The following is a 19,666-nucleotide window of genomic DNA, read 5'->3' on the forward strand; positions in this document are numbered from 1 at the left end:
GTGCGGCATCGAACAGCGTGACGCGTGACGAGGAAAGTTGCACGAACGTGCCAGCAACAGCCTGCGTAGGTATGGGCGCCATCACACCAAGGTTTAACGGCCGACGGGAATCGCTGCGAAATCCTGCCGAGCGAGGCGCCGATCGAAGTCCAGCCGGCCCGAGCAAGGGCGGCGGCGACGTAAAACCATCGTATGACTTATCGCCCGCAGGCCGCTGCCGCAATCTTTGCGGACGTGGGCCCGCACTGCATCACTCTTGAGGATGGCAGCAATGACCATCGGCAAGATCGTAGCGGTGATCGACGACGACGAGAACGTCCGCATCGCCATCGTGGCCCTGGTGCGATCGCTGGGCTACGAGGCTCGCGGCTTCGCGTCGGCGCTGGATTATCTCGCTTCGGATCTGTGCGGCTCGGCGGGCTGCCTGATCACCGACGTGCAAATGCCCGGCCTCAGCGGCCTCGATCTGCACGCACGGCTACTCGCCGAGCGCCGAGCCTGCCCGGTGGTATTCGTCACCGCATTCCCGGAAGCGCGGGCCGAGGCGCGCGCCAAGGCGTTCGGGGCGATCGCCTTCCTGAGCAAGCCGTTCGACGCGCAGGTGATGGTGCAGTGTATCGAGCAGGCGCTGGCGCAATCGTCCCGGAATTGACCGGCCGCAGTGGCACGCGTCGATGGCTCGCCTGTCCGCATCCGATCATCCGCGCGCCTGCACGGCAACCTCGGCACGGGCGGCGCTGTCCCTGCGGAACAGCACATACAGCGCCGGCAGCACCAGCAGCGTCAGGATCGTCGACGAGATGATGCCGCCGATCACTACGGTGGCGAGCGGCCGCTGCACCTCGGCGCCGGCGCCGGTCGCGATCGCCATCGGCACGAAGCCGAGCGAGGCGACCAGCGCGGTCATCAGCACCGGCCGCAGCCGTGTCACCGCGCCCTCGCGCACCGCGTCGATCACCGGCTTGCCCTCGCTGCGCAGGCGCTCGATGAAGGCGATGATGACCAGGCCGTTGAGCACCGCGACGCCCGACAGCGCGATGAAGCCGACGCCGGCGCTGATCGACAGCGGAATGCCGCGCAGCAGCAGCGCCGCGACGCCGCCGGTCAGGGCTAGCGGCACGCCGCTGAATACGAGGAGCGCGTCGGCGACCGAGTTCAGGCTCATGAACAGCAGCAGGAACACCAGCAGCAGCGCCACCGGCACCACGATGGTCAGTCGCTTGCTCGCTGAGACCAGTTGCTCGAACTGGCCGCCCCAGCCGATCCAGTAGCCGGCCGGCAGCGTCACCTTCCCGGTGACGGCCTGCTGCGCCTCGGCGACGAACGAGCCGAGGTCGCGCTCGCGCACGTTGGTCGTCACCACGATGCGGCGCTTGCCGTTCTCGCGGCTGATCTGGTTGGGTCCCGGCGCGGCCTCGACGGTGGCGACCGCGGAGAGCGGGATGTGGCGCATCTGCAGCGCCTGCGATCCGATCGCCGCCTTGGTGAGTCCGGTTGTTTGTTCCTCCGCCGGCGGCAGCGGAATCGGAATCGCGCGGATCGCCTCGGGGCTGACGCGCAACCGCTCCGGCAACCGCAGCACGATGTCGAAGCGGCGGTCGCCCTCGAACAGCTTGCCGACGCTCTTGCCGCCGATCGCGATCTCGACGACGCCCTGCACGTCGGCGACGCTGAGCCCGTAGCGCGACAGCGCCGGACGATCGATCTTGACGGTGAGGATCGGCAGGCCGGCGACCTGCTCGGTCTTGACGTCGGTGGCGCCGCGGATGCCCTGGATCACGCCCTGCACCTGCCTGGCGGCGTTCTGCAGAATGTCGAGATCGTCGCCGAAGATCTTGACGCCGACGTCGCTGCGCACGCCCGACACCAGCTCGTTGATACGCAGCTGGATCGGCTGGGAGATCTCGTAGTTGCCGCCGGGGATGTCCTCGGCGGCCTTTTCGATCTCCTCGACCAGCTCGGCCTTGGTCTTCGCCGGATCGGGCCATTCGGCGGGCGGCTTCAGCATGATGTAGCCGTCGGACATCGAGGGCGCCATCGGGTCGGTGGCGACCTCGGCGGTGCCGGTGCGGGTGAAGAAGTCCTTCACCTCGGGGATCTGCCGCACGCGCTTTTCCAGCGCCATCTGCAGCGCGAGCGACTGCGTCAGGCTGGTGCCGGGAATCCGGATCGCCGCGAGCGCGACGTCGCCCTCGTCGAGGCTGGGGATGAACTCGCCGCCCATCCGGGTCGCCGCAAAGCCGCTCGCCAGTGTGATGGCGAGTGCGGCGAGCACCACGGTCTTGCGATAGGTGATCGCGCGTGTCAGCAGTGGCAGATAGATCCGCTTGGCGCCGCGCATCACGATGTTCTCAGTCTCCGACACCTTGCCGGAGACGAAGATCGCGACCGCCGCCGGCACGAAGGTGATCGAGAACAGCGCCGCGGCGCCGAGCGCCATCAGCACGGTCAGCGCCATCGGGGTGAACATCTTGCCTTCGACGCCGGTCAGCGTCAGCACTGGCAGATACACCACCGCGATGATCAGCGTGCCGAACAGGCTCGGCTTGATCACCTCGCTGGCGCCGGCCAGGATCGTCTGCATCCGCTCTTCGAGGCTGAGCAGCCGGCCCTTGTCATGCTGCGCGGCGGCGAGCAGCCGCAGGCAGTTCTCGACGATGATCACCGCGCCGTCGATGATGATGCCGAAATCGATCGCGCCGAGACTCATCAGGTTGGCGGAGACTTTCGTTTCGACCATCCCGGTAATCGTCATCGCCATCGACAGCGGGATGATGCAGGCCGTGATCAGCGCGGCGCGGATGTTGCCGAGAATCAGGAACAACACGACCACCACCAGCGTGGCGCCTTCCAGCAGGTTGTTCTCGACCGTCTTGATGGTGGCCTCGACCAGATGGGTCCGATCATAGACTGTGCGGGCGATCACGCCGTCCGGCAGCGAGCCGGCGATCTCCTGCAGCTTGGCGGCGACGCGCTGCGCCACGGTGCGGCTGTTCTCGCCGATCAGCAGCATCGCGGTGCCGAGCACCGTTTCCTCGCCGTTCAGCGTCGCGGCGCCGGTGCGCAGCTCGGTGCCCTCGATCACCTGCGCCACGTCCTTGATCCGCACCGGAATTCCGCCGCGCGAGCCGACCACGACGGCTTCGATCTCGGCGCCGGTGCCGACCTGTCCGGGCACGCGCACCAGATACTGCTCGCCGTTGCGCTCGATATAGCCGGCGCCGACATTGGCATTGTTGGCCGCCAGCGCGACCATCAGGTCGCGGAAGCCGAGCCGGTAGGCGATCAGCTTCCCCGGATCGGGCAGCACGTGGAATTGCCGCTGATAGCCGCCGATGCTGTTGATCTCGATCACGCCCGGCACGTTGCGCAGCTGCGGCTTGATGATCCAGTCCTGCACGGTTCGCAGATCGCTCGGCGTGTAGGGCTTTCCGTCGGCGTTGGTGGCGCCGGGTTTGGCCTCGACCGTGTACATGTAGATTTCGCCGAGCCCGGTGGAGATCGGCCCCATCGCCATTTCGACGCCGGTCGGGAGCTGGTCGCGCACCTGCTGGATGCGCTCGTTGACCAGCTGCCGGGCGAAGTAGATGTCGGTGCCGTCGTGGAACACGATGGTGACCTGGCTCAGCCCGTAGCGCGACAACGAGCGCGTGTAGGACAGCTTCGGCAGTCCACCCATCGCGGTCTCGACCGGGAAGGTGATGCGCTGCTCGATTTCGAGCGGCGAGTAGCCGGGCGCCTGGGTGTTGATCTGCACCTGCACGTTAGTGATATCCGGCACCGCGTCGATCGGCAGCCGGGTGAAATTCCACGCACCGAAGGCGGCGAGTCCGAGCCCGGCGATCAGCACCAGCCAGCGCTGCCGGATCGAGAAGGCGAGGATGCTGTCAATGACCATGCTCGGCCTCCCCCTTGCCCATCTCCGCCTTCACCACGAACGAGTTCTCGGCGACGTAGCGTTCGCCAGGCGACAGGCCCGCCTTGATTTCGACGAAGCGCGCATCCTGTTCGCCGAGCACCACCGGCCGCGCCTCCAGCGCGTCGTCGGCTTCGCGCACGAACACCACGGTCTTGTTCTCCAGCGTCTGGATCGCGCCGGCCCGCACGGCGACCGCAACGTCGCGCTTGGCGAGCACCAGCCGGGCGGTGACGAACAGCCCCGGCCGCAGCCGTCCGTCGCTGTTCGGCAGCACCACGCGCGCCAGCGCCGTTTGCGTATCGAGCGCGCCGATCGGCGCCAGATAGGCGATGCTGCCCTTGATCTCGCCGCGGCCGTCGTCGGGATCGATCAGCACCTCGTCGCCGATGCGGACGCGCTGGATATCCTGCCGATACACCGACAGGTCGACCCAGATCGTCGACAGGTCCGCGACCACGAAGGCCGGCTTCTGCTCGGAGGCGTATTCGCCGAGCGAGATCTGGCGGTCGATCACCGTGCCGGCGAGCGGCGATTTTAGCTCGTAGCTGGTCAGGCTCTGGTTGCTCTCGATCGACGCCATCGCCTCGTCTTTGGTCACCGGATCGCCGATCCGCTTGCGGATGGTGCGCACCAGGCCCGGAAACCGCGGCGTCACCTGCACCAGCGTCTCCTGGTTGGCGCGCAGGATGCCGTTCAGCGCCAGCGAGTCGCTCAGCGTCGCCGGGCCGGCTTCGGCAAAGCTCGCGCCGGCCGCCGCGAGCTTCAGCTCGCTGAGCAGGATGCGCTCGGCGCCGTGTTCGTCAGGCTCGGCGTGGCCGCCCGACTTTTTCTCGCCCTCCGCAGCTTTGCCATGGGCGTGTTCGGCCTGTGAGCCGTGCTCGTCCGGCGCCAGATAGTGCGTGCCGAGCGCGCCCGCGGCGGCGGCCAGAATGATCGCGATGACCGTTGCGGTCCTGTTCATCGTGCGCTCCCCCGCGCCAGTGAAAACGGATTGCCGACCAGCCCCTCGATGGTGGCGACGGCGACGTGGAAATTCTGCTGCGCTTCCTGCTCGCGCAGCTGCGCCTGGGCGACGCTGGCTTGTGCGTCGAGCACTTCGAGCAGCGAGAAGCGGCCCTGGCCGTAGCCCTCCGCGATCGCGGCGGCAGCGTCGCGTGCCTTCGGGATCGCGGTTTCGCGCAGCACCTTGAGTTCGGCGAGCGCGCCCTGCAGCGAGTCGTAGGCGCGGCCGGCCAGCACGATCAGCGTATTGCGATTGGCGGCGCGTTCGGCGGCGGTCTTCGCCAGGCTCTCCTGCGCCGACAGGATGTTGCCCTGGTTCTGGTCGAACACCGGGATCGGCACCGACACCGACAGCCGCACCGCGTCGTCGTTGGTTTCGTTGTAGTGACGCCAGCCGGCGCTGACGCGCACGTCCGGATAGGGCTTCAGCCGCGCCAGCAGCAGTTCGGCGTTGCGTTGCGCATAGACCGCGGTCCAGCGCATCAGCTGTGGATTGGCGTCGATCGCCTGCACCACGGATTGAAAGCTCGGCGGCCGCCCGATCGCATCAAGCCGGCCGGCCACGGTCGAGAATTTCGGGGCGGTGTCGCCCATCAGCACCGCGAGTTCGCGTCGTGCGCTCGCCAGCGTGGCGCGCACGCGCTCACGATCGGCTTTCACCAGCGCTGAGGCCACTTCGGCGCGGCCGGTCTCGGCCGGCGACGACGCGCCGGCATCGACCCGCCGCTGCAGCAGCGGAGTTAGTTTGTCGATCGCCGCGACCTGCTGATCGAGGATGCTGATGCGCTGCTGCAGCCCGAGCACGCTGACGAAGGCGATCGCGGTGTCGGACAGGATCTCCAGCCGCACCGCGCGGCGCTGGATCGCAGCGACTTCGATACCGGCCTGCCCGACCGCAATCCGCGCGTCGCGCTTGCCGAACAGTTCGAACAGCTGGCTGATCTGCAGCGTCGACTCGGCCGACTTCGTGCCGCGATAGGTGCCGCTACCGGCCGCGTTGTCGAGCTCATAGGACACTTCGGGATTGAGCAGCGTGCCGGCCTGGATGCGCTGGCCGGTGGCGATGCCGATGTCGCGCTCGGCGGCGGTCAGCCGCGGGCTGGCGGCGAGCGCGCGCTGCAGCGCTGATTTGAGCGTGAGAGTTTGTGCATGCGACACGTCGCTCAGCGCGGGGCTGAGCAGCAATGTCAACGCGCACGCGAGGCGCGTGGCGGACCTGACAAGCATGGATAAAACCTGATCGACGGCAGAGCTTGGGCGCGGATGCGCTCGGCGATGGCGGTCAGGTCAGGGTTTTTGGCGGCGGCGGATCGAGCCCGTGAGCGCGATCGATCAGCGCCGCCGTGGCATGGCTCAGCAGCGTCGCAGCCAGCGTCGTCGCCACAGGCGCGGGGGCAGGGGAAGCCGGCACCGACACCGAGAAGCAGCTATGACAATGATGCCCGGCGAGCGCGCCGCCGTCGTCGTGGGACGCGCCGTCATGCGCAATCGAGGCGATCTGTACGTCGCCGCCGGTGCGGGCGAAGTCGAGATCGCAGGAGTTATGCAGCAGGCCCGACAGCAAATAAGCGGCCGCCATGCACACGACCGCCAGCGCACGGAACCTGCGCAGGAGGCGGAAGTGGGATGTCGGCTGCTGGGTCAAGCTCGGTACTCGGATGGCACGGCGGTCTGGTAACACGTGCAACGACGCACCGTCGAGCCGCAATAATATTACGCGGTCCCGGTGAGGTCCGACGCGCCGCGGGCATGGAAGAACAGCTCGACCAGCCGGCCCTTCTTGCCGGCGAGCGCGAAGATGCATTCGGGCACTTCGGCGCCGAGTTCCGTCACCGGAATCTTGCTGATGCCGTCGGCGCGGCTCGACCCGTGTTCCCACATGAAGCCGATGCCGAGATCGTTGGCGACGGCTTCGAGCATGCCTTCGCGGGTGTTGACGATCAGCGATGGCTTCGGCCGCAGCCCGGCGTCGCGGAAAGCGCGATCGACGGTGCGCTGCGTCGACGAGTCGCGTGGCCGGAACACCAGCGGAGAATTCATCAACTCGGCGAGCGAGACTTGCGCGCGATCCTGCAGCGGATGCGTCGGGTGACACAGCGCCACCACGCGCTGCGTCAGGCAGATCTCGCGGCGAAACCGCGTGTCCTCCGGCACCTCGGGCAGCACGCCGATATCGACGCGCTGCTCGACCACCGAAGCCACGATGTTGGACCAGCTGCCGATCTCGATCGCGACCTGCACCTTGGGATAGAGCCGCTTGAACGCCGCCACCAGCGCCATGCCGGGCATCGAATTGCCGAGCCCGACGCGCAGCTCGCCGCCGGCCGGCTCGCCGCGCTGCTGCAGGATCGACAGCGCGTCGGCCTCCACCGCCTGCATCTTGCTGATCGCGCCGTAGAGCTGCCGGCACAGCGAGGTCGGGATCAGGCTGGCGCCGCTGCGTTCGAACAATGCGACGCGAAACTCGCCCTCGAGGTCGCGCACCAGCTGCGCGACCGCCGATTGCGACACGCCGATGCGGCGCGCCGCCGCGGCGAACGAGCCGGTCTCGTACACGGCGTTGACCGCCCGCATCCGCGCCGCCGTCAGCGCCATCTCGTGTCGAACTCCAAGTCTGCCGTGCCCAAGGAAAACCTGTGTGGACCATAAGCAGAGCTGTTGACTGTTATGTGACCGTCAGAGGCCGGCCTTAGCCCCATGCGTATGGATCGCAGGTGAGGGAGCAGGCGGCATGGCGACAATTGAGCTCAGCGGGATCCGCAAATCCTTCGACGGCACCGACGTGCTGAAGGGCGTCGATCTGGCGATCGAGGACGGCGAGTTCGTCTCGCTGGTCGGCCCGTCGGGCTGCGGCAAGTCGACCCTGCTGCGCATCATCGCCGGTCTCGAGCCGCAGGGCTCCGGCGAAGTGCGGATCGGCGGCGAGCCGGTCGACGGCGTGCGGCCGAGCCAGCGCAATCTGGCCATGGTGTTTCAATCCTACGCGCTCTATCCGCACCTCAGCGTGTTCGACAACATCGCGGTGCCGCTGCGGATGAAGCGGCTGACCACGCTGGAGCGGCTGCCGGCGCTCGGCCGGCTGCTGCCGAACCGCACCCGCGTCGAACGCGAGATCCGGCAGGAGGTCGAGCACGTCGCGGCGCAGCTCGAGCTCACGCCATTCCTCAAGCGCAAGCCCGGCCAGCTCTCCGGCGGCCAGCGCCAGCGCGTCGCGGTCGGCCGCGCCATCGTGCGGCGCCCGGTGGCGTTCCTGTTCGACGAGCCGCTGTCGAATCTCGACGCCAAGCTGCGGGTGCATATGCGGGCCGAGATCGCGCAGCTGCATCGCCGGCTGCAGGCGACCTTCATCTACGTCACCCACGATCAGGCCGAGGCGATGACGATGTCGGGCCGGATCGCGGTGATGATCGGCGGCGAGCTGGTGCAGGTCGGCCGCCCCGCCGAGGTCTACGACAACCCGCGCGACATCCGCGTCGCCGAATTCGTCGGCAGTCCGAAGATCAACGTGCTGCCCGGCCAGATCCGCAGCGACGGCGCGGTCGAGACGCTGGGGCAGCGAATCGGCATCGCCACCAAGGGAATCGCGCAGCCGTGCCGGACCGGCGTGCGGCCGGAGCGCATCCAGGTCGGATCGGGGCCGTTCGCCGGGCATGTCGTACATGTCGAGAACATGGGCGCCGAGGCGTTCGTGCATATCGGCGTCGACGGCCTCACCACGCCGCTGCTGGCGCGGATCGGCGACGTGCGCGAGCTGCCGATGCTCGGCAGTGCGCTGCGTTTCGGCTTCGCGCCGGATGCGGTGCGGCTGTTCGATGCCGGCGGCAAGCGGATCGAAACCCACGCGGCGTCGGCGGTGCTGCGCACGCTGGAGGTGGCCGGTGTCTGACGCGGTCCTCACGCCCGGCGCGCTCGCCCTGCCGCGCCCCGCGGCTGCGGGCGCACGAAAGCCGCAGCGACGGCGCGGCGCGTCCGCCTATGCGTTGGTTGGCCCGGCCTTCGTGCTGATGCTGCTGATGCTGATCGGGCCGCTGCTCGGCGTCATCGCGCTGTCTTTCACCGACTATCAGCTCGGCGCGCCGTCCTTCGCCTGGATCGGTCTCGCCAACTATCAGGACATGTTCGCCGACAGGACGTTCTGGATCTCGCTCACCAACACGCTGACCTATGTGGTGGTCGTGGTGCCGGGCTCGGTCGTGCTCGGCCTCGGCGTCGCGCTGCTGATCCAGAGCGGCACCGGACTGCGGGCGTTCTATCGCACCGTGTACTTCCTGCCGGTGATGGCGACGCTGATCGCGATGGCGATCGTCTGGGAGTTCATGCTGCATCCGCAGTTCGGCCTGGTGAACGGCCTGCTGCGCAGCGTCGGCCTGCCGGCGCATGGCTGGCTACAGGAACGCAGCACGGCGCTGCTGTCGCTGTGCGTGATCGGCGTCTGGCAGGCGCTCGGCTTCAACATGGTGCTGTTCCTCGCCGGCCTCGTCTCGATCCCGAAGTCGCTCTACGACGCCGCCGAGATCGACGGCGCCGGCAGCGCCTGGTCGCAGTTCCGGCTGGTGACCTGGCCGCTGCTCGGGCCGGTCACGGTGTTCGTCGTGGTGATCACCGGCATCCGCTCCTTCCAGGTGTTCGACACCGTGCACGTGCTGACCAAAGGCGGCCCATCCAAGGCCACCGAGGTGCTGATCCACACCATGTACATGGAAGGCTTCGAGTTCTTCCGCTCCGGCTACGCCGCGGCGCTGACCGTGGTGTTCCTCGTGTTCGTGCTGGCGCTGACCTTGGTCAAAGCCCGGCTCACCGCTCGTCAGGTACATTACACATGAGCCGCGCGATCAAACTGAGCCCGTGGCCGCTGCTGCGCCACGCCGTGCTGCTCGCCGGCGCGCTGGTGGTGCTGGCGCCGTTCATCTGGATGCTGTCGACCGCATCGAAGCCGGCCGACGAGATCTATTCCAGCGAGCTGCATCTGATCCCGCATCACTTCGCGCTGTGGGAGAATCTGCAGGAGGCGTTCGCCAAGGCCGATCTGTGGCGCTTCCTACTCAACGGCCTGATCGTCACCGTGTCGATCTTCGCGCTGCAGATCCTGATCGCGCTGCCGGCCGCCTATGCGCTCGCCAAGCTGCGCTTCCTCGGACGCGGCACGCTGTTCGCACTGGTGCTGTTCGGCATCCTGATTCCGCCGCAGGCCACCGCGATCCCGGTGTTCCTGCTGCTGCACAAGCTCGGTGCGCTCGACAGCTACGCGGCGTTGGTGCTGCCGTTCACCATCTCGGTGTTCGGCATCTTCCTGATGCGGCAGTTCTTCAAGACCGTGCCGGACGATCTGATCGACGCCGCGCGGATGGACGGCATCTCGGAGTTCGGCATCGTCTGGCGCGTGATGCTGCCGGCCGCTATCCCGGCCGTCACCGCCTTCGGCATCTTCTCGGTGGTGGCGCACTGGAACGATTATTTCTGGCCGCTGATCGTGCTCAACAGCCAGACCTACTACACGCCGCCGCTTGCGGTCGCGCATTTCCGCAATGCGGAGGCCGGCACCAGTTACGGCCCGCTGATGGCGGCCGCGCTGGTGATCATCGCGCCGTTGGTGATTGCGTTCCTGCTGGCGCAGCGCCGCTTCATCGAAGGCATCACCCTCACCGGATTGAAATGACGTCCTCTCACACAAGGAGAACCAAAATGTTGCGAAGCTGGATGATGGCGGCGGCGATGTCGCTGGCCGCAGGCATGGCCCAGGCCCAGACCCAGACCGAAGTGGTGCTGCAATATCCGTATCCCGAGCTGTTCAGCGAGACCCATAAGCAGATCGCGGCGGAATTCGCCAAGGTGCATCCGGAGATCAAGGTCACGCTGCGGGCGCCCTATGAGTCGTACGAGGAAGGCACCCAGAAGGTGCTGCGCGAGGCGGTGACCAATCAGCTGCCCGACGTCACCTTCCAGGGCCTGAACCGCATCCGCGTGCTGGTCGACAAGAACATCCCGGCGCCGCTCGATGGCTACATCGCGGCCGAGAAGGATTTCGACAAGCAGGGCTTCCATCAGGCGATGTACGACATCGGCACCGCCGGCGGCAAAGTCTATGCGCTGCCGTTCGCGATCTCGCTGCCGATCGTCTACGTTAATGTCGATCTGGTGAAGCAGGCCGGCGGCGACCCGAACAATCTGCCCAATAGCTGGGACGGCCTGATCGACCTCGCCAAGAAGGTCAAGGCGCTCGGTCCGGACCTCAACGGCATCACTTACGCCTGGGACATCACCGGCAACTGGCTGTGGCAGGCGCCGGTGTTCGCCCGCGGCGGCACCATGCTGAACGCGGATGAAACCAAGGTGGCGTTCGACGGCCCCGAAGGCCAGTTCGCCATCAAGCAGATCGCGCGGCTTGTCACCGAAGGCGGCATGCCGAATCTCGATCAGCCGTCGATGCGCGCGACCTTCGCGGCGGGCAAGACCGGCATCCACATCACCTCGACCTCCGATCTCAACAAGACCACCCAGATGATCGGCGGCAAATTCACGCTGAAGACCATCGCGTTCCCGGACGTGGCGCAGCCGAACGGCCGGCTGCCGGCCGGCGGCAACGTCGTGCTGATCACCGCCAAGGACAAGGCCAAGCGCGACGCCGCCTGGGAAGTGGTGAAGTTCTGGACCGGCCCGAAGGGCGCCGCCATCATGGCGGAGACCACCGGCTACATGCCGCCCAACAAGGTCGCCAACGACGTTTATCTGAAGGACTTCTACGCCAAGAACCCGAACAACTACACGGCCGTCAGCCAGCTCGGCCTGCTGACCAAGTGGTACGCGTTCCCGGGCGACAACGGCCTGAAGATCACCGACGTCATCAAGGACCACCTCAATTCGATCGTCTCCGGCGCCCGCGCCAAGGAGCCGGAGGCGGTGCTCGCCGACATGACCAAGGACGTCCAGAAGATGCTGCCGAAGACCGTCGGCGCGGCCCGCTGAGCAACAACGCAAAGATGCGGAGCGGGCGACCGCTCCGCATCTCATCGGAGACCATCATGAAACTGATCCAGCTCAGCGACATCCATCTCACCACGCCAGGTAAGACCATCGGCGGCCGCGATCCGCGGCGCAATTTCGAGCGCGCGCTGACGCATGTGCTGCGCGACCATCACGACGCCGAGCTGATGGTGATCACCGGCGATCTGTCCGACTGGGGCGATCGCGAGGACTATGTCTGGCTGAAGCAGCGGCTCGGCGAATTTCCGATCCCGACCCGGCTGTGCATCGGCAATCACGATCGCCGCGACGTCTTCCTGAGCGTGTTTCCCGAATGCGCAGATGGCGGCTTCGTCCAGGGTAGTCACGATGCCTCGGCCGCGCGCTGTCTGTTGCTCGACACGGTCGAGCCCAACACCCATGCGGGCCGCTATTGCGACGCCCGGCTCGGCTGGCTGGCGCGGCAGCTCGACGAGCATCCGGGGCCGTTCCTGCTGTTCATGCATCACAACCCGGTGCCGACTCATCTCGGCCCGATGGACCAGATCCGGCTGCTCGACGACGTGGCGTTCCGCCGGCTCATCGGTGCGCATCGTAATCGCATCCGCCACGTTTTCTTTGGCCATTGCCATCTGCCGCTCGCTGGCTCGGTCGCCGGCGTGCCAACCTCGTCGCTGCGCGGCACCAACCATGCGTCGTATCCGCTGTTCTCCGAGACGGTGATGCTGAGCGCTTCCGACCTGCCGGAATCCTACGGCGTCGCCTTCGTCGGCGACGATTACATCACCGTGCACATGGTCGAGTTCGGCTATGACGGGCCGATCCGGGTCGAAGGCTCGCCTGACTACACCGCGTGGGATCGGGAGACCATGGTGCGATGAAATTCGTGGTTCTCACCGATACCCATTTTATCGCCCGCGGCCGGCGCATCTACGGCCTTGATCCCGCGGCACGGCTGCGCGCCGCGATCGCCTGCATCAACCGCGATCATCCCGACATCGCCTTCGTAATGGTCACCGGCGATCTGGCGCATTGGGGCGAAGATCCGGCCTATCAGGCGCTCGCCGAGGTGCTGGGCGAACTGAACGCGCCGACCTTCCTGCTGATGGGCAATCACGACAAGCGCGATGGCTTTGCCCGTTACTTCCCCGGCGTGCCGCGCGACCCGAACGGTTTCGTGCAGACCATGCAGGTGTTCGACGCCGCCACCATCGTGACGCTCGATACGTTGAACGAGGACGCGCCCGATCATGCGGGTCTGTTGTGCGATGCGCGGCTGGCGTTTCTCAAACAGGCATTGACCTCAGCGCCGGCCGATCGGCCGCTGCTGTTGTTCCAGCATCACCCGCCGTTCGACACCGGGCTGCGCTACATGGATACGATCCGGCTCGCCAATCCGGAGGCCGAGTGGGAGGTGATCGCCCGCACCCGCCGGCCGGACTATCTGTTCATGGGGCATCTGCACCGGCCGATCGCCGGCGTCTGGCGCGGCATTCCGTTCCACATTCAGCGCGCGCTCGCCCATCAGGTCGCGTTTGATCTGGTGACGGAGGGCCATATCCCCGGTTCGCACGAGCCGCCGGACTATGCGCATGTCAGCGTCGAGGGCGACCGCATCGTCATCCACCAGCGCTCGTTCCTGTACGACGGGCCGCTGTTCTCGCTGCACGACAAGGCCGCGCTGGACCGCGCGGAGTTCTGAACCGGTTATGCGCCCGAGTCGGCCGTGACGTCGGCGCTGGCGATGATGCCGGCGAGCGCCGCCGTCATCATCGCTTCGAGCCGGCCGCCCTCCGTCTCCTGCAGCGGCGCGATGCCGAGCACCGTGCGCAGGATACCGGTGCCGGCGAGTAGTGCCGTGATCAGCGAGGCGTTGAGCGCGTCGGCGTGGCCGAGCTTGGCGGCGAGCGGCTCGATGAAGCTGCGCGCCACCACGTCCCGCAACACGCGGGACGCGTCCGCGCTCGACAGCGAATGGATCACGATGTCGAGCGGCCGGACGTCGTGCGGACCGTAGCCTTCGGCGTGATGAAACAATTCGTGCGCCAGCGTCGCGGCGAGGTCTGCGGCGGTGCCGCTCAGCAACAGCTCCGGCTTCAGTGTCGCTTCGACGGCGGCGGCGAACAGCCGTTCCTTCGAGCCGAAGCAGCGGTGCACGTAGGCGACGTCGACGTCGACATCAGCGGCGATGTCACGCAGCCCGGTCGCCTCGTAGGACTGCCGGGCGAACCGCAGAATGGCGGCCTCGAGAATTCGGTCGCGCGTCGTGATCTTGGCGGGTGGCGTCTCGCGCGCAATGACGTTGTTGTTCAAGGGCGAGGTCCTGCGTTGAGACAACTAAGCGGAGCAGCTCTGATGCATGTGGGACACAGCTAACGCCACCGTGATCAACCGCTGTTGATCTCCCTCAAGGTGTCGGCCGCGTGGCGCTGCAAAGTCGGGCCACATGCCGGTGTCGAGGATGCGGTCGGTCGCGTCCCCGCGAAGCGGCGCCGACTGGAGAGCGTGTCGATGGCGACGGACTGGAAGCGTTGGGTGATGATTGTCGCCGTGGTGGCGGTGGCGGGCGGCGGATACGTCGCGTGGCGCACCTTCGGGACGAAGGCGCTGCCGCCGGGAATCGCCAGCGGCAACGGCCGGATCGAAGCCACCGAGATCGACATCTCGACCAAGGCGGCCGGACGTATCCGAGAGATCCTGGTGCGCGAAGGCGATTTCGTCACCGCCGGGCAGGTGCTGGCGCGGATGGACACCGATCAGCTCGAAGCGCAGCGCCGTCAGGCCGAGGCGCAGTTGCGCCGCGCAACGATCGGCGTGCAGACCGCGACCAGCCTGGTTACTCAGCGCGACGCCGAGCGCGAGGCGGCGATCGCCGTAGTGGCGCAGCGCGACGCGCAGCTCGACGCGCTGGAGCGCCGGCTGGCGCGCGCCGAGACGCTGATCAAGACCAATGCGGTGTCGCAGCAGGTGCTCGACGACGACCGCGCCAACGAGCAAGGCGCCAAGGCCGCGGTCGCGGCCGCCAAGGCGCAGCTCGCCGCAACCGAGGCTGCGATCAGCGCCGCGAAGGCGCAGGTCGTCGATGCCGGCGCCGCCGTCGACGCGGCCAAGGCGGCGATCGACAGCATCACGGTGGAGATCAATGACAGCACGCTGAAATCGCCGCGCGACGGCCGGGTGCAGTATCGCGTCGCGCAGCCCGGCGAAGTGCTCGCTGCCGGCGGCCGCGTGCTCAACCTCGTCGACCTCAGCGACGTCTACATGACCTTCTTCCTGCCGACCGCGCAGGCTGGCCAGGTCGCGATCGGTGCCGATGTGCGCTTGGTGCTCGATGCGCTGCCCGATGTGGTGATCCCGGCGAAGGCGACCTTCGTGGCCGACACCGCGCAGTTCACGCCCAAGACGGTGGAGACCGAGGAGGAGCGCCAGAAGCTGATGTTCCGCGTCAAGGCGCACATCCCGCAGGAATTGCTGCGCAAATACATCGCGATGGTCAAGACCGGCCTGCCGGGTGTCGCGTATGTCCAGCTTGATCCCAAAGCGCAATGGCCCGCCAAAGTCAGCGGAGCGCCGGTGCAATGAGCGACCCCGCGGCGGGCCTCGCGACGCCTGCGCCGATCGTCCGCCTCAAAGGCGTGTCGCTGCGCTACGGCAAGACGCTGGCGCTCGATAATATCACGCTGGATCTGCCGTCCGGCTGCATGATCGGACTCATCGGTCCCGACGGCGTCGGCAAGTCGAGCCTGTTATCACTGATCTCGGGCGCGCGGGCGGTTCAGCAGGGCCGCGTCGAGGTCTTTGGTGGCGATATCGCCGATCCGAAGCATCGCCGCGACTCGTGCCCTCGGATTGCCTATATGCCGCAAGGGCTTGGCAAGAACCTGTATCCGACGCTGTCGGTGTTCGAGAACGTCGACTTCTTCGGCCGATTGTTCGGCCAGGGGCATGCCGAGCGCGTCCAGCGGATTGCCGAACTACTTGAAAGCACGGGGCTTTCGGCGTTCGCGGAGCGGCCGGCGGGCAAGCTCTCGGGCGGCATGAAGCAGAAGCTCGGGCTGTGCTGCGCGCTGATCCACGATCCGGACCTCTTGATCCTGGACGAGCCGACCACCGGCGTCGATCCGCTGTCGCGCCGGCAGTTCTGGGAATTGATCAACGATATCAGGGCGCAGCGCCCCGGTATGAGCGTCGTTGTGGCGACCGCCTACATGGAGGAGGCGGAGCGCTTCGACCATCTGGTGGCGATGAATGCCGGGCGCGTGCTGGCCCAGGCGCCGCCCGCGGAATTGTTGAGGCAAACTCAAGGCAGCACGCTCGACGCCGCGTTCATCGCCCTGCTGCCCGAAGACGAGCGCCGCGGCTATTCCGAGGTGGTGATTCCGCCGCGCAATACGGGTCAGTCCGAGGTTGCGATCGAGGCCGAGCATCTCACGATGAAGTTCGGCGACTTCACCGCGGTCGACGACGTGTCGTTCCGGATCGAGCAGGGCGAGATCTTCGGCTTCCTCGGCTCCAACGGCTGCGGCAAGACCACCACGATGAAGATGCTGACCGGACTGTTAGCAGCGACCGAGGGCAAGGCGCGGCTGTTCGGCAACGAGGTCGATCCGAACGACATGTCGGTGCGCCGCCGCGTCGGCTACATGTCGCAGGCGTTCTCGCTCTACAGCGAACTCACCGTCAGGCAGAATCTCGAACTCCACGCGAAGTTGTTCCGGATGGAGCCGGAGACGATCGAGCCGCGCATCGCCGAGATGGTGCGGCGGTTCGACCTCACCGAGATCATCGACAAGCTACCGGACGAACTGCCGCTCGGCATCAGGCAGCGGCTCTCGCTGGCGGTGGCGATGATCCATTCGCCCGGCATCCTGATTCTCGACGAGCCGACTTCCGGCGTCGATCCGGTGGCGCGCGACGGCTTCTGGCAGATCCTCTCGGACCTGTCGCGCAACGACAACGTCACCATCTTCGTCTCGACGCATTTCATGAACGAGGCCGAGCGCTGCGACCGCATCTCGCTGATGCATGCCGGCCGCGTGCTGATCAGCGACTCGCCGCGCGCCATCGTCGAGAGCCGCAAGGCCGCCAATCTCGAGACCGCGTTCATCGCCTATCTGGAAGATGCGATCGGCGCTCAGGCGAAGCCGGCGTCCGTCGCTGCCGCCGCAACCGCGATCGAAGACAAGAAACCTCCGCGCGCGTCGATGCGCACCTGGTTCGATCCGCGGCGGATGTTCGCCTATACGCGGCGCGAGGCGCTGGAGCTGCGGCGCGATCCGATCCGCGCCACCATGGCGCTGCTCGGCAGCGTGGTGCTGATGTTCGTGCTCGGCTATGGCATCAATCTCGACGTCGAGAAGCTGACCTTCGCGGCGCTCGACCGCGACGACACCACGATCAGCCGCGACTACATCCTCAACATCGCCGGTTCGCGCTACTTTGCCGAGCAGCGGCCGATCACCGACTACGCCGATTTGGACCGGCGGATGCGTAGCGGCGAGCTGACTATGGCGATCGAGATCCCGCCCGGCTTCGGCCGCGACGTGTCGCACGGTCGCCCGGTCGAGATCGGCACCTGGATCGACGGCGGCATGCCGGCGCGGGCCGAGACCGCGCGCGGCTACGCGCAGGCGATGCATCTGGCCTGGCTGAGCCAGAAGGCGCGCGAACTCTACGGCGACGCCGCGGTCGCCGGCAGCTTCCAGATCGCGATGCGCTATCGCTACAATCCGGGGATCAAGAGCCTGGTGGCGATGGCGCCGGCGGTGATTCCGCTGCTGCTGCTGATGATCCCGGCGATGCTGGCGGTGCTCAGCGTGGTGCGCGAGAAGGAGCTCGGCTCGATCATCAACTTCTACGCAACGCCGACCACGCGGCTGGAATTCCTGATCGGCAAGCAGTTGCCCTATGTGGTGCTGGCGATGGTGAATTGCGTGTTGCTCACGGCGTTCGCGATCTTCATCTTCCAGGTGCCGTTCACCGGCAGCTTCCTGGCCTTCGGCACCGGCGCGCTGCTCTACGTCATCATCGCCACCGGCCTCGGCCTGGTGCTCTCCACCTTCATGCAGAGCCAGATCGCCGCGATCTTCGGCACCGCGCTGCTGACGCTGATCCCGGCGCTGCAGTTCTCCGGGCTGATCGACCCGGTGTCGTCGCTGCAGGGCTTCGGCGCGGTGGTGGGCACGCTGTATCCGACCACGTACTTCGTCAACATCTCGCGCGGTGCCTTCTCCAAGGGGCTCGGCTTCGCCGACATGTGGTCGTCGATCGTGCCGCTGCTGATCACCGTGCCGCTGCTGCTCGGCGCCGGCGCGGCGCTCCTCAAGAAACAGGCGAAGTGACCGTGCGGATCTCCAACATCGTTCAGCTCGGCGTCAAGGAACTGCGCGGCCTGCTGCGCGATCCGATGCTGATGGTGCTGATCGTCTACGCCTTCACGGCCTCGATCTACATCGAATCCAAGGCGCTGCCGGAGACGCTCAACCACGCCGCGATCTCGATCGTCGACGAGGACCGCTCGCCGGTGTCGGAACGGATCATCACGGCGTTCAATCCGCCGTATTTCTCGATTCCCAAGCTGATCACCCAGGCCGAGATGGACAAGCGGATGGACGCCGGGCTCGACACCTTCGCGCTCGACATCCCGCCGGACTTCCAGCGCGACCTGTTGGCCAAGCGATCGCCGACCATCCAGCTCAATATCGACGCCACCCGCATGACGCAGGCGTTCACCGGCGGCGGCTATGTGCAGACCATCGTCACCGGCGAGATCAACGAGTTTCTGGCGCGGCACCGCGCCGCGACCTCGGTCCCGGTCGAGCAGACGTTGCGCGTGCGCTTCAACGCCGAGCTCAACAAAGGCTGGTTCGGCGCCGTCAACGAACTGATCACCGCCATCACCATGCTGTCGATCATCCTGACGGGCGCGGCGTTGATCCGCGAGCGCGAGCACGGCACCATCGAGCATCTGCTGGTGATGCCGGTGACGCCGCTCGAGATCATGATCAGCAAGGTGTGGTCGATGGGCGGCGTGGTGCTGCTCGCCTCCGCCTTCGCGCTGGCGGTGGTGATCCAGGGCGTACTGAGCGTGCCGGTGCAGGGCTCGATGCTGCTGTTCCTGCTCGGCACCGCGCTGCATCTGTTCGCCACCACCAGCATGGGCATCTATCTCGCCACCGCCGCCGGCACGATGCCGCAATTCGGTCTGCTGATGATGCTGATCCTGGTGCCGCTGCAGGCGCTGTCCGGCGGTCTCACCCCGCGCGAAAGCATGCCGCAGATCATCCAGGACATCATGCTGCTGGCGCCGAATACGCACTTCGTGTCGCTGTCCCAGGCGATCCTGTTCCGCGGCGCCGGCCTCGACGTGGTCTGGCCGCAATTCCTCGCCCTGCTGGTGATCGGCACCACCCTGTTCGCCCTCGCGCTCAATCACTTCCGGCGATTCCTGAACGCGTGAGAGGCGGAGGTCGTCGTCGTGCGAGTCCGGTTCCCTCTCATGTAGACCCGATTGCCTCCCCCCGCCGCAGCGCGCTCCCTCTCCCGCTTGCGGGAGAGGGCTGGGGTGAGGGCAACGCGGGCACAGTGTTTTGGGAGCCTCGCCGGCGCAGTGTCTGGGGACCCCCACCCCCGACCCCTCCCCGCAAGGGGGAGGGGGGCCGAGACGCCGAGCTTGAGGTTGATGAGTATCGGCGGCAATCGTTTCCCAACTCGGCCGCCCCAAACCGCAGCGCGCTCCCTCTCCCGCTTGCGGGAGAGGGTTGGGGTGAGGGCGACGCGGGCACA

Annotated in this window: 16 protein-coding genes; 10 read left to right on the forward strand and 6 right to left on the reverse strand. The window is 66.9% G+C overall.

From position 1 onward, the window contains the following. The first annotated feature begins 271 nt into the window (after window positions 1-271). Window positions 272-652 carry a response regulator transcription factor gene (locus tag IP86_RS26695; protein WP_054165480.1) on the forward strand — a complete coding sequence of 127 codons (381 nt, stop codon included), beginning with the start codon at window positions 272-274 and terminating at the stop codon, window positions 650-652. A gap of 45 nt (window positions 653-697) precedes the next feature. Here the strand turns inward: IP86_RS26695 and IP86_RS26700 are convergent, their stop codons facing one another. From IP86_RS26700 to IP86_RS26720, 5 genes are all read right to left on the reverse strand, one after another. Next, complete coding sequence (locus IP86_RS26700) at window positions 698-3,898, reverse strand: efflux RND transporter permease subunit (protein ID WP_054165481.1); 3,201 nt, start codon at window positions 3,896-3,898, stop codon at window positions 698-700. Beyond that, entirely contained in the window at window positions 3,888-4,880 is a 993-nt protein-coding gene (gene ihpB, locus IP86_RS26705) for a divalent metal ion exporter adaptor subunit IhpB (RefSeq protein WP_054165482.1), read from the reverse strand. The genes IP86_RS26700 and ihpB overlap by 11 nt, the downstream gene beginning before the upstream one ends. Then, a complete protein-coding gene (gene ihpA, locus IP86_RS26710) occupies window positions 4,877-6,148 on the reverse strand; it encodes a divalent metal ion exporter subunit IhpA (RefSeq protein ID WP_054165483.1) in 1,272 nt (423 codons plus the stop codon). Before ihpA ends, ihpB begins: the two co-directional genes overlap by 4 nt. A 55-nt stretch (window positions 6,149-6,203) precedes the next feature. Next, complete coding sequence (locus tag IP86_RS26715) at window positions 6,204-6,566, reverse strand: hypothetical protein (protein ID WP_156332632.1); 363 nt, start codon at window positions 6,564-6,566, stop codon at window positions 6,204-6,206. A gap of 68 nt (window positions 6,567-6,634) precedes the next feature. Beyond that, window positions 6,635-7,516 (reverse strand): LysR family transcriptional regulator, encoded by an 882-nt coding sequence (locus IP86_RS26720; RefSeq protein ID WP_054165485.1) that lies wholly within the window; start codon window positions 7,514-7,516, stop codon window positions 6,635-6,637. A gap of 136 nt (window positions 7,517-7,652) precedes the next feature. Here IP86_RS26720 and IP86_RS26725 point away from each other — a divergent pair, with 136 nt between their 5' ends. From IP86_RS26725 to IP86_RS26750, 6 genes are read left to right on the forward strand one after another with little or no spacing between them, the layout of a single operon-like run. Then, the gene (locus IP86_RS26725; RefSeq protein ID WP_054165486.1) at window positions 7,653-8,807 is read left to right on the forward strand and encodes an ABC transporter ATP-binding protein; all 1,155 of its coding nucleotides are present in this window, start codon (window positions 7,653-7,655) and stop codon (window positions 8,805-8,807) included. Beyond that, complete coding sequence (locus IP86_RS26730; RefSeq protein ID WP_054165487.1) at window positions 8,800-9,744, forward strand: carbohydrate ABC transporter permease; 945 nt, start codon at window positions 8,800-8,802, stop codon at window positions 9,742-9,744. Before IP86_RS26725 ends, IP86_RS26730 begins: the two co-directional genes overlap by 8 nt. Continuing rightward, a complete protein-coding gene (locus IP86_RS26735) occupies window positions 9,741-10,577 on the forward strand; it encodes a carbohydrate ABC transporter permease (RefSeq protein ID WP_054165488.1) in 837 nt (278 codons plus the stop codon). The genes IP86_RS26730 and IP86_RS26735 overlap by 4 nt, the downstream gene beginning before the upstream one ends. 26 nt (window positions 10,578-10,603) lie before the next feature. Then, complete coding sequence (locus IP86_RS26740) at window positions 10,604-11,884, forward strand: ABC transporter substrate-binding protein (protein ID WP_054165489.1); 1,281 nt, start codon at window positions 10,604-10,606, stop codon at window positions 11,882-11,884. A 56-nt stretch (window positions 11,885-11,940) separates the two neighbouring features. Further along, window positions 11,941-12,762 carry a phosphodiesterase gene (locus tag IP86_RS26745; RefSeq protein WP_054165490.1) on the forward strand — a complete coding sequence of 274 codons (822 nt, stop codon included), beginning with the start codon at window positions 11,941-11,943 and terminating at the stop codon, window positions 12,760-12,762. Beyond that, window positions 12,759-13,583, forward strand: a complete 825-nt coding sequence (locus tag IP86_RS26750; protein ID WP_054165491.1) for a phosphodiesterase — start codon at window positions 12,759-12,761, stop codon at window positions 13,581-13,583. The genes IP86_RS26745 and IP86_RS26750 overlap by 4 nt, the downstream gene beginning before the upstream one ends. Window positions 13,584-13,588: 5 nt before the next feature. On the opposite strand, the gene IP86_RS26755 is transcribed toward IP86_RS26750, so the two are convergent. After that, on the reverse strand, window positions 13,589-14,194 hold the full coding sequence (locus IP86_RS26755) for a TetR/AcrR family transcriptional regulator (RefSeq protein ID WP_245290748.1): 606 nt from the start codon (window positions 14,192-14,194) through the stop codon (window positions 13,589-13,591). Between the two features lie 198 nt (window positions 14,195-14,392). Between IP86_RS26755 and IP86_RS26760 the strand changes: the two genes are divergently transcribed. From IP86_RS26760 to IP86_RS26770, 3 genes are read left to right on the forward strand one after another with little or no spacing between them, the layout of a single operon-like run. After that, the gene (locus IP86_RS26760) at window positions 14,393-15,463 is read left to right on the forward strand and encodes an HlyD family secretion protein (RefSeq protein ID WP_054165495.1); all 1,071 of its coding nucleotides are present in this window, start codon (window positions 14,393-14,395) and stop codon (window positions 15,461-15,463) included. After that, the gene (rbbA, locus tag IP86_RS26765) at window positions 15,460-18,222 is read left to right on the forward strand and encodes a ribosome-associated ATPase/putative transporter RbbA (RefSeq protein ID WP_054165492.1); all 2,763 of its coding nucleotides are present in this window, start codon (window positions 15,460-15,462) and stop codon (window positions 18,220-18,222) included. Before IP86_RS26760 ends, rbbA begins: the two co-directional genes overlap by 4 nt. A 2-nt stretch (window positions 18,223-18,224) precedes the next feature. Continuing rightward, entirely contained in the window at window positions 18,225-19,340 is a 1,116-nt protein-coding gene (locus IP86_RS26770; protein WP_054165496.1) for an ABC transporter permease, read from the forward strand. The last annotated feature ends 326 nt before the right edge of the window (window positions 19,341-19,666 follow it).

This window comes from Rhodopseudomonas sp. AAP120 (assembly GCF_001295845.1).
GTDB lineage: Bacteria > Pseudomonadota > Alphaproteobacteria > Rhizobiales > Xanthobacteraceae > Rhodopseudomonas.

What these genes read in the sequence shown, in the direction of transcription:
- IP86_RS26700 (WP_054165481.1), bottom strand. Translation starts at nt 3,898, where the DNA reads ATGGTCATTGACAGCATCCTCGCCTTCTCGATCCGGCAGCGCTGGCTG.
- IP86_RS26760 (WP_054165495.1), top strand. Translation starts at nt 14,393, where the DNA reads ATGGCGACGGACTGGAAGCGTTGGGTGATGATTGTCGCCGTGGTGGCG.
- IP86_RS26735 (WP_054165488.1), top strand. Translation starts at nt 9,741, where the DNA reads ATGAGCCGCGCGATCAAACTGAGCCCGTGGCCGCTGCTGCGCCACGCC.
- IP86_RS26740 (WP_054165489.1), top strand. Translation starts at nt 10,604, where the DNA reads ATGTTGCGAAGCTGGATGATGGCGGCGGCGATGTCGCTGGCCGCAGGC.
- ihpA (WP_054165483.1), bottom strand. Translation starts at nt 6,148, where the DNA reads ATGCTTGTCAGGTCCGCCACGCGCCTCGCGTGCGCGTTGACATTGCTG.
- IP86_RS26725 (WP_054165486.1), top strand. Translation starts at nt 7,653, where the DNA reads ATGGCGACAATTGAGCTCAGCGGGATCCGCAAATCCTTCGACGGCACC.
- IP86_RS26750 (WP_054165491.1), top strand. Translation starts at nt 12,759, where the DNA reads ATGAAATTCGTGGTTCTCACCGATACCCATTTTATCGCCCGCGGCCGG.
- ihpB (WP_054165482.1), bottom strand. Translation starts at nt 4,880, where the DNA reads ATGAACAGGACCGCAACGGTCATCGCGATCATTCTGGCCGCCGCCGCG.
- IP86_RS26745 (WP_054165490.1), top strand. Translation starts at nt 11,941, where the DNA reads ATGAAACTGATCCAGCTCAGCGACATCCATCTCACCACGCCAGGTAAG.
- rbbA (WP_054165492.1), top strand. Translation starts at nt 15,460, where the DNA reads ATGAGCGACCCCGCGGCGGGCCTCGCGACGCCTGCGCCGATCGTCCGC.
- IP86_RS26720 (WP_054165485.1), bottom strand. Translation starts at nt 7,516, where the DNA reads ATGGCGCTGACGGCGGCGCGGATGCGGGCGGTCAACGCCGTGTACGAG.
- IP86_RS26695 (WP_054165480.1), top strand. Translation starts at nt 272, where the DNA reads ATGACCATCGGCAAGATCGTAGCGGTGATCGACGACGACGAGAACGTC.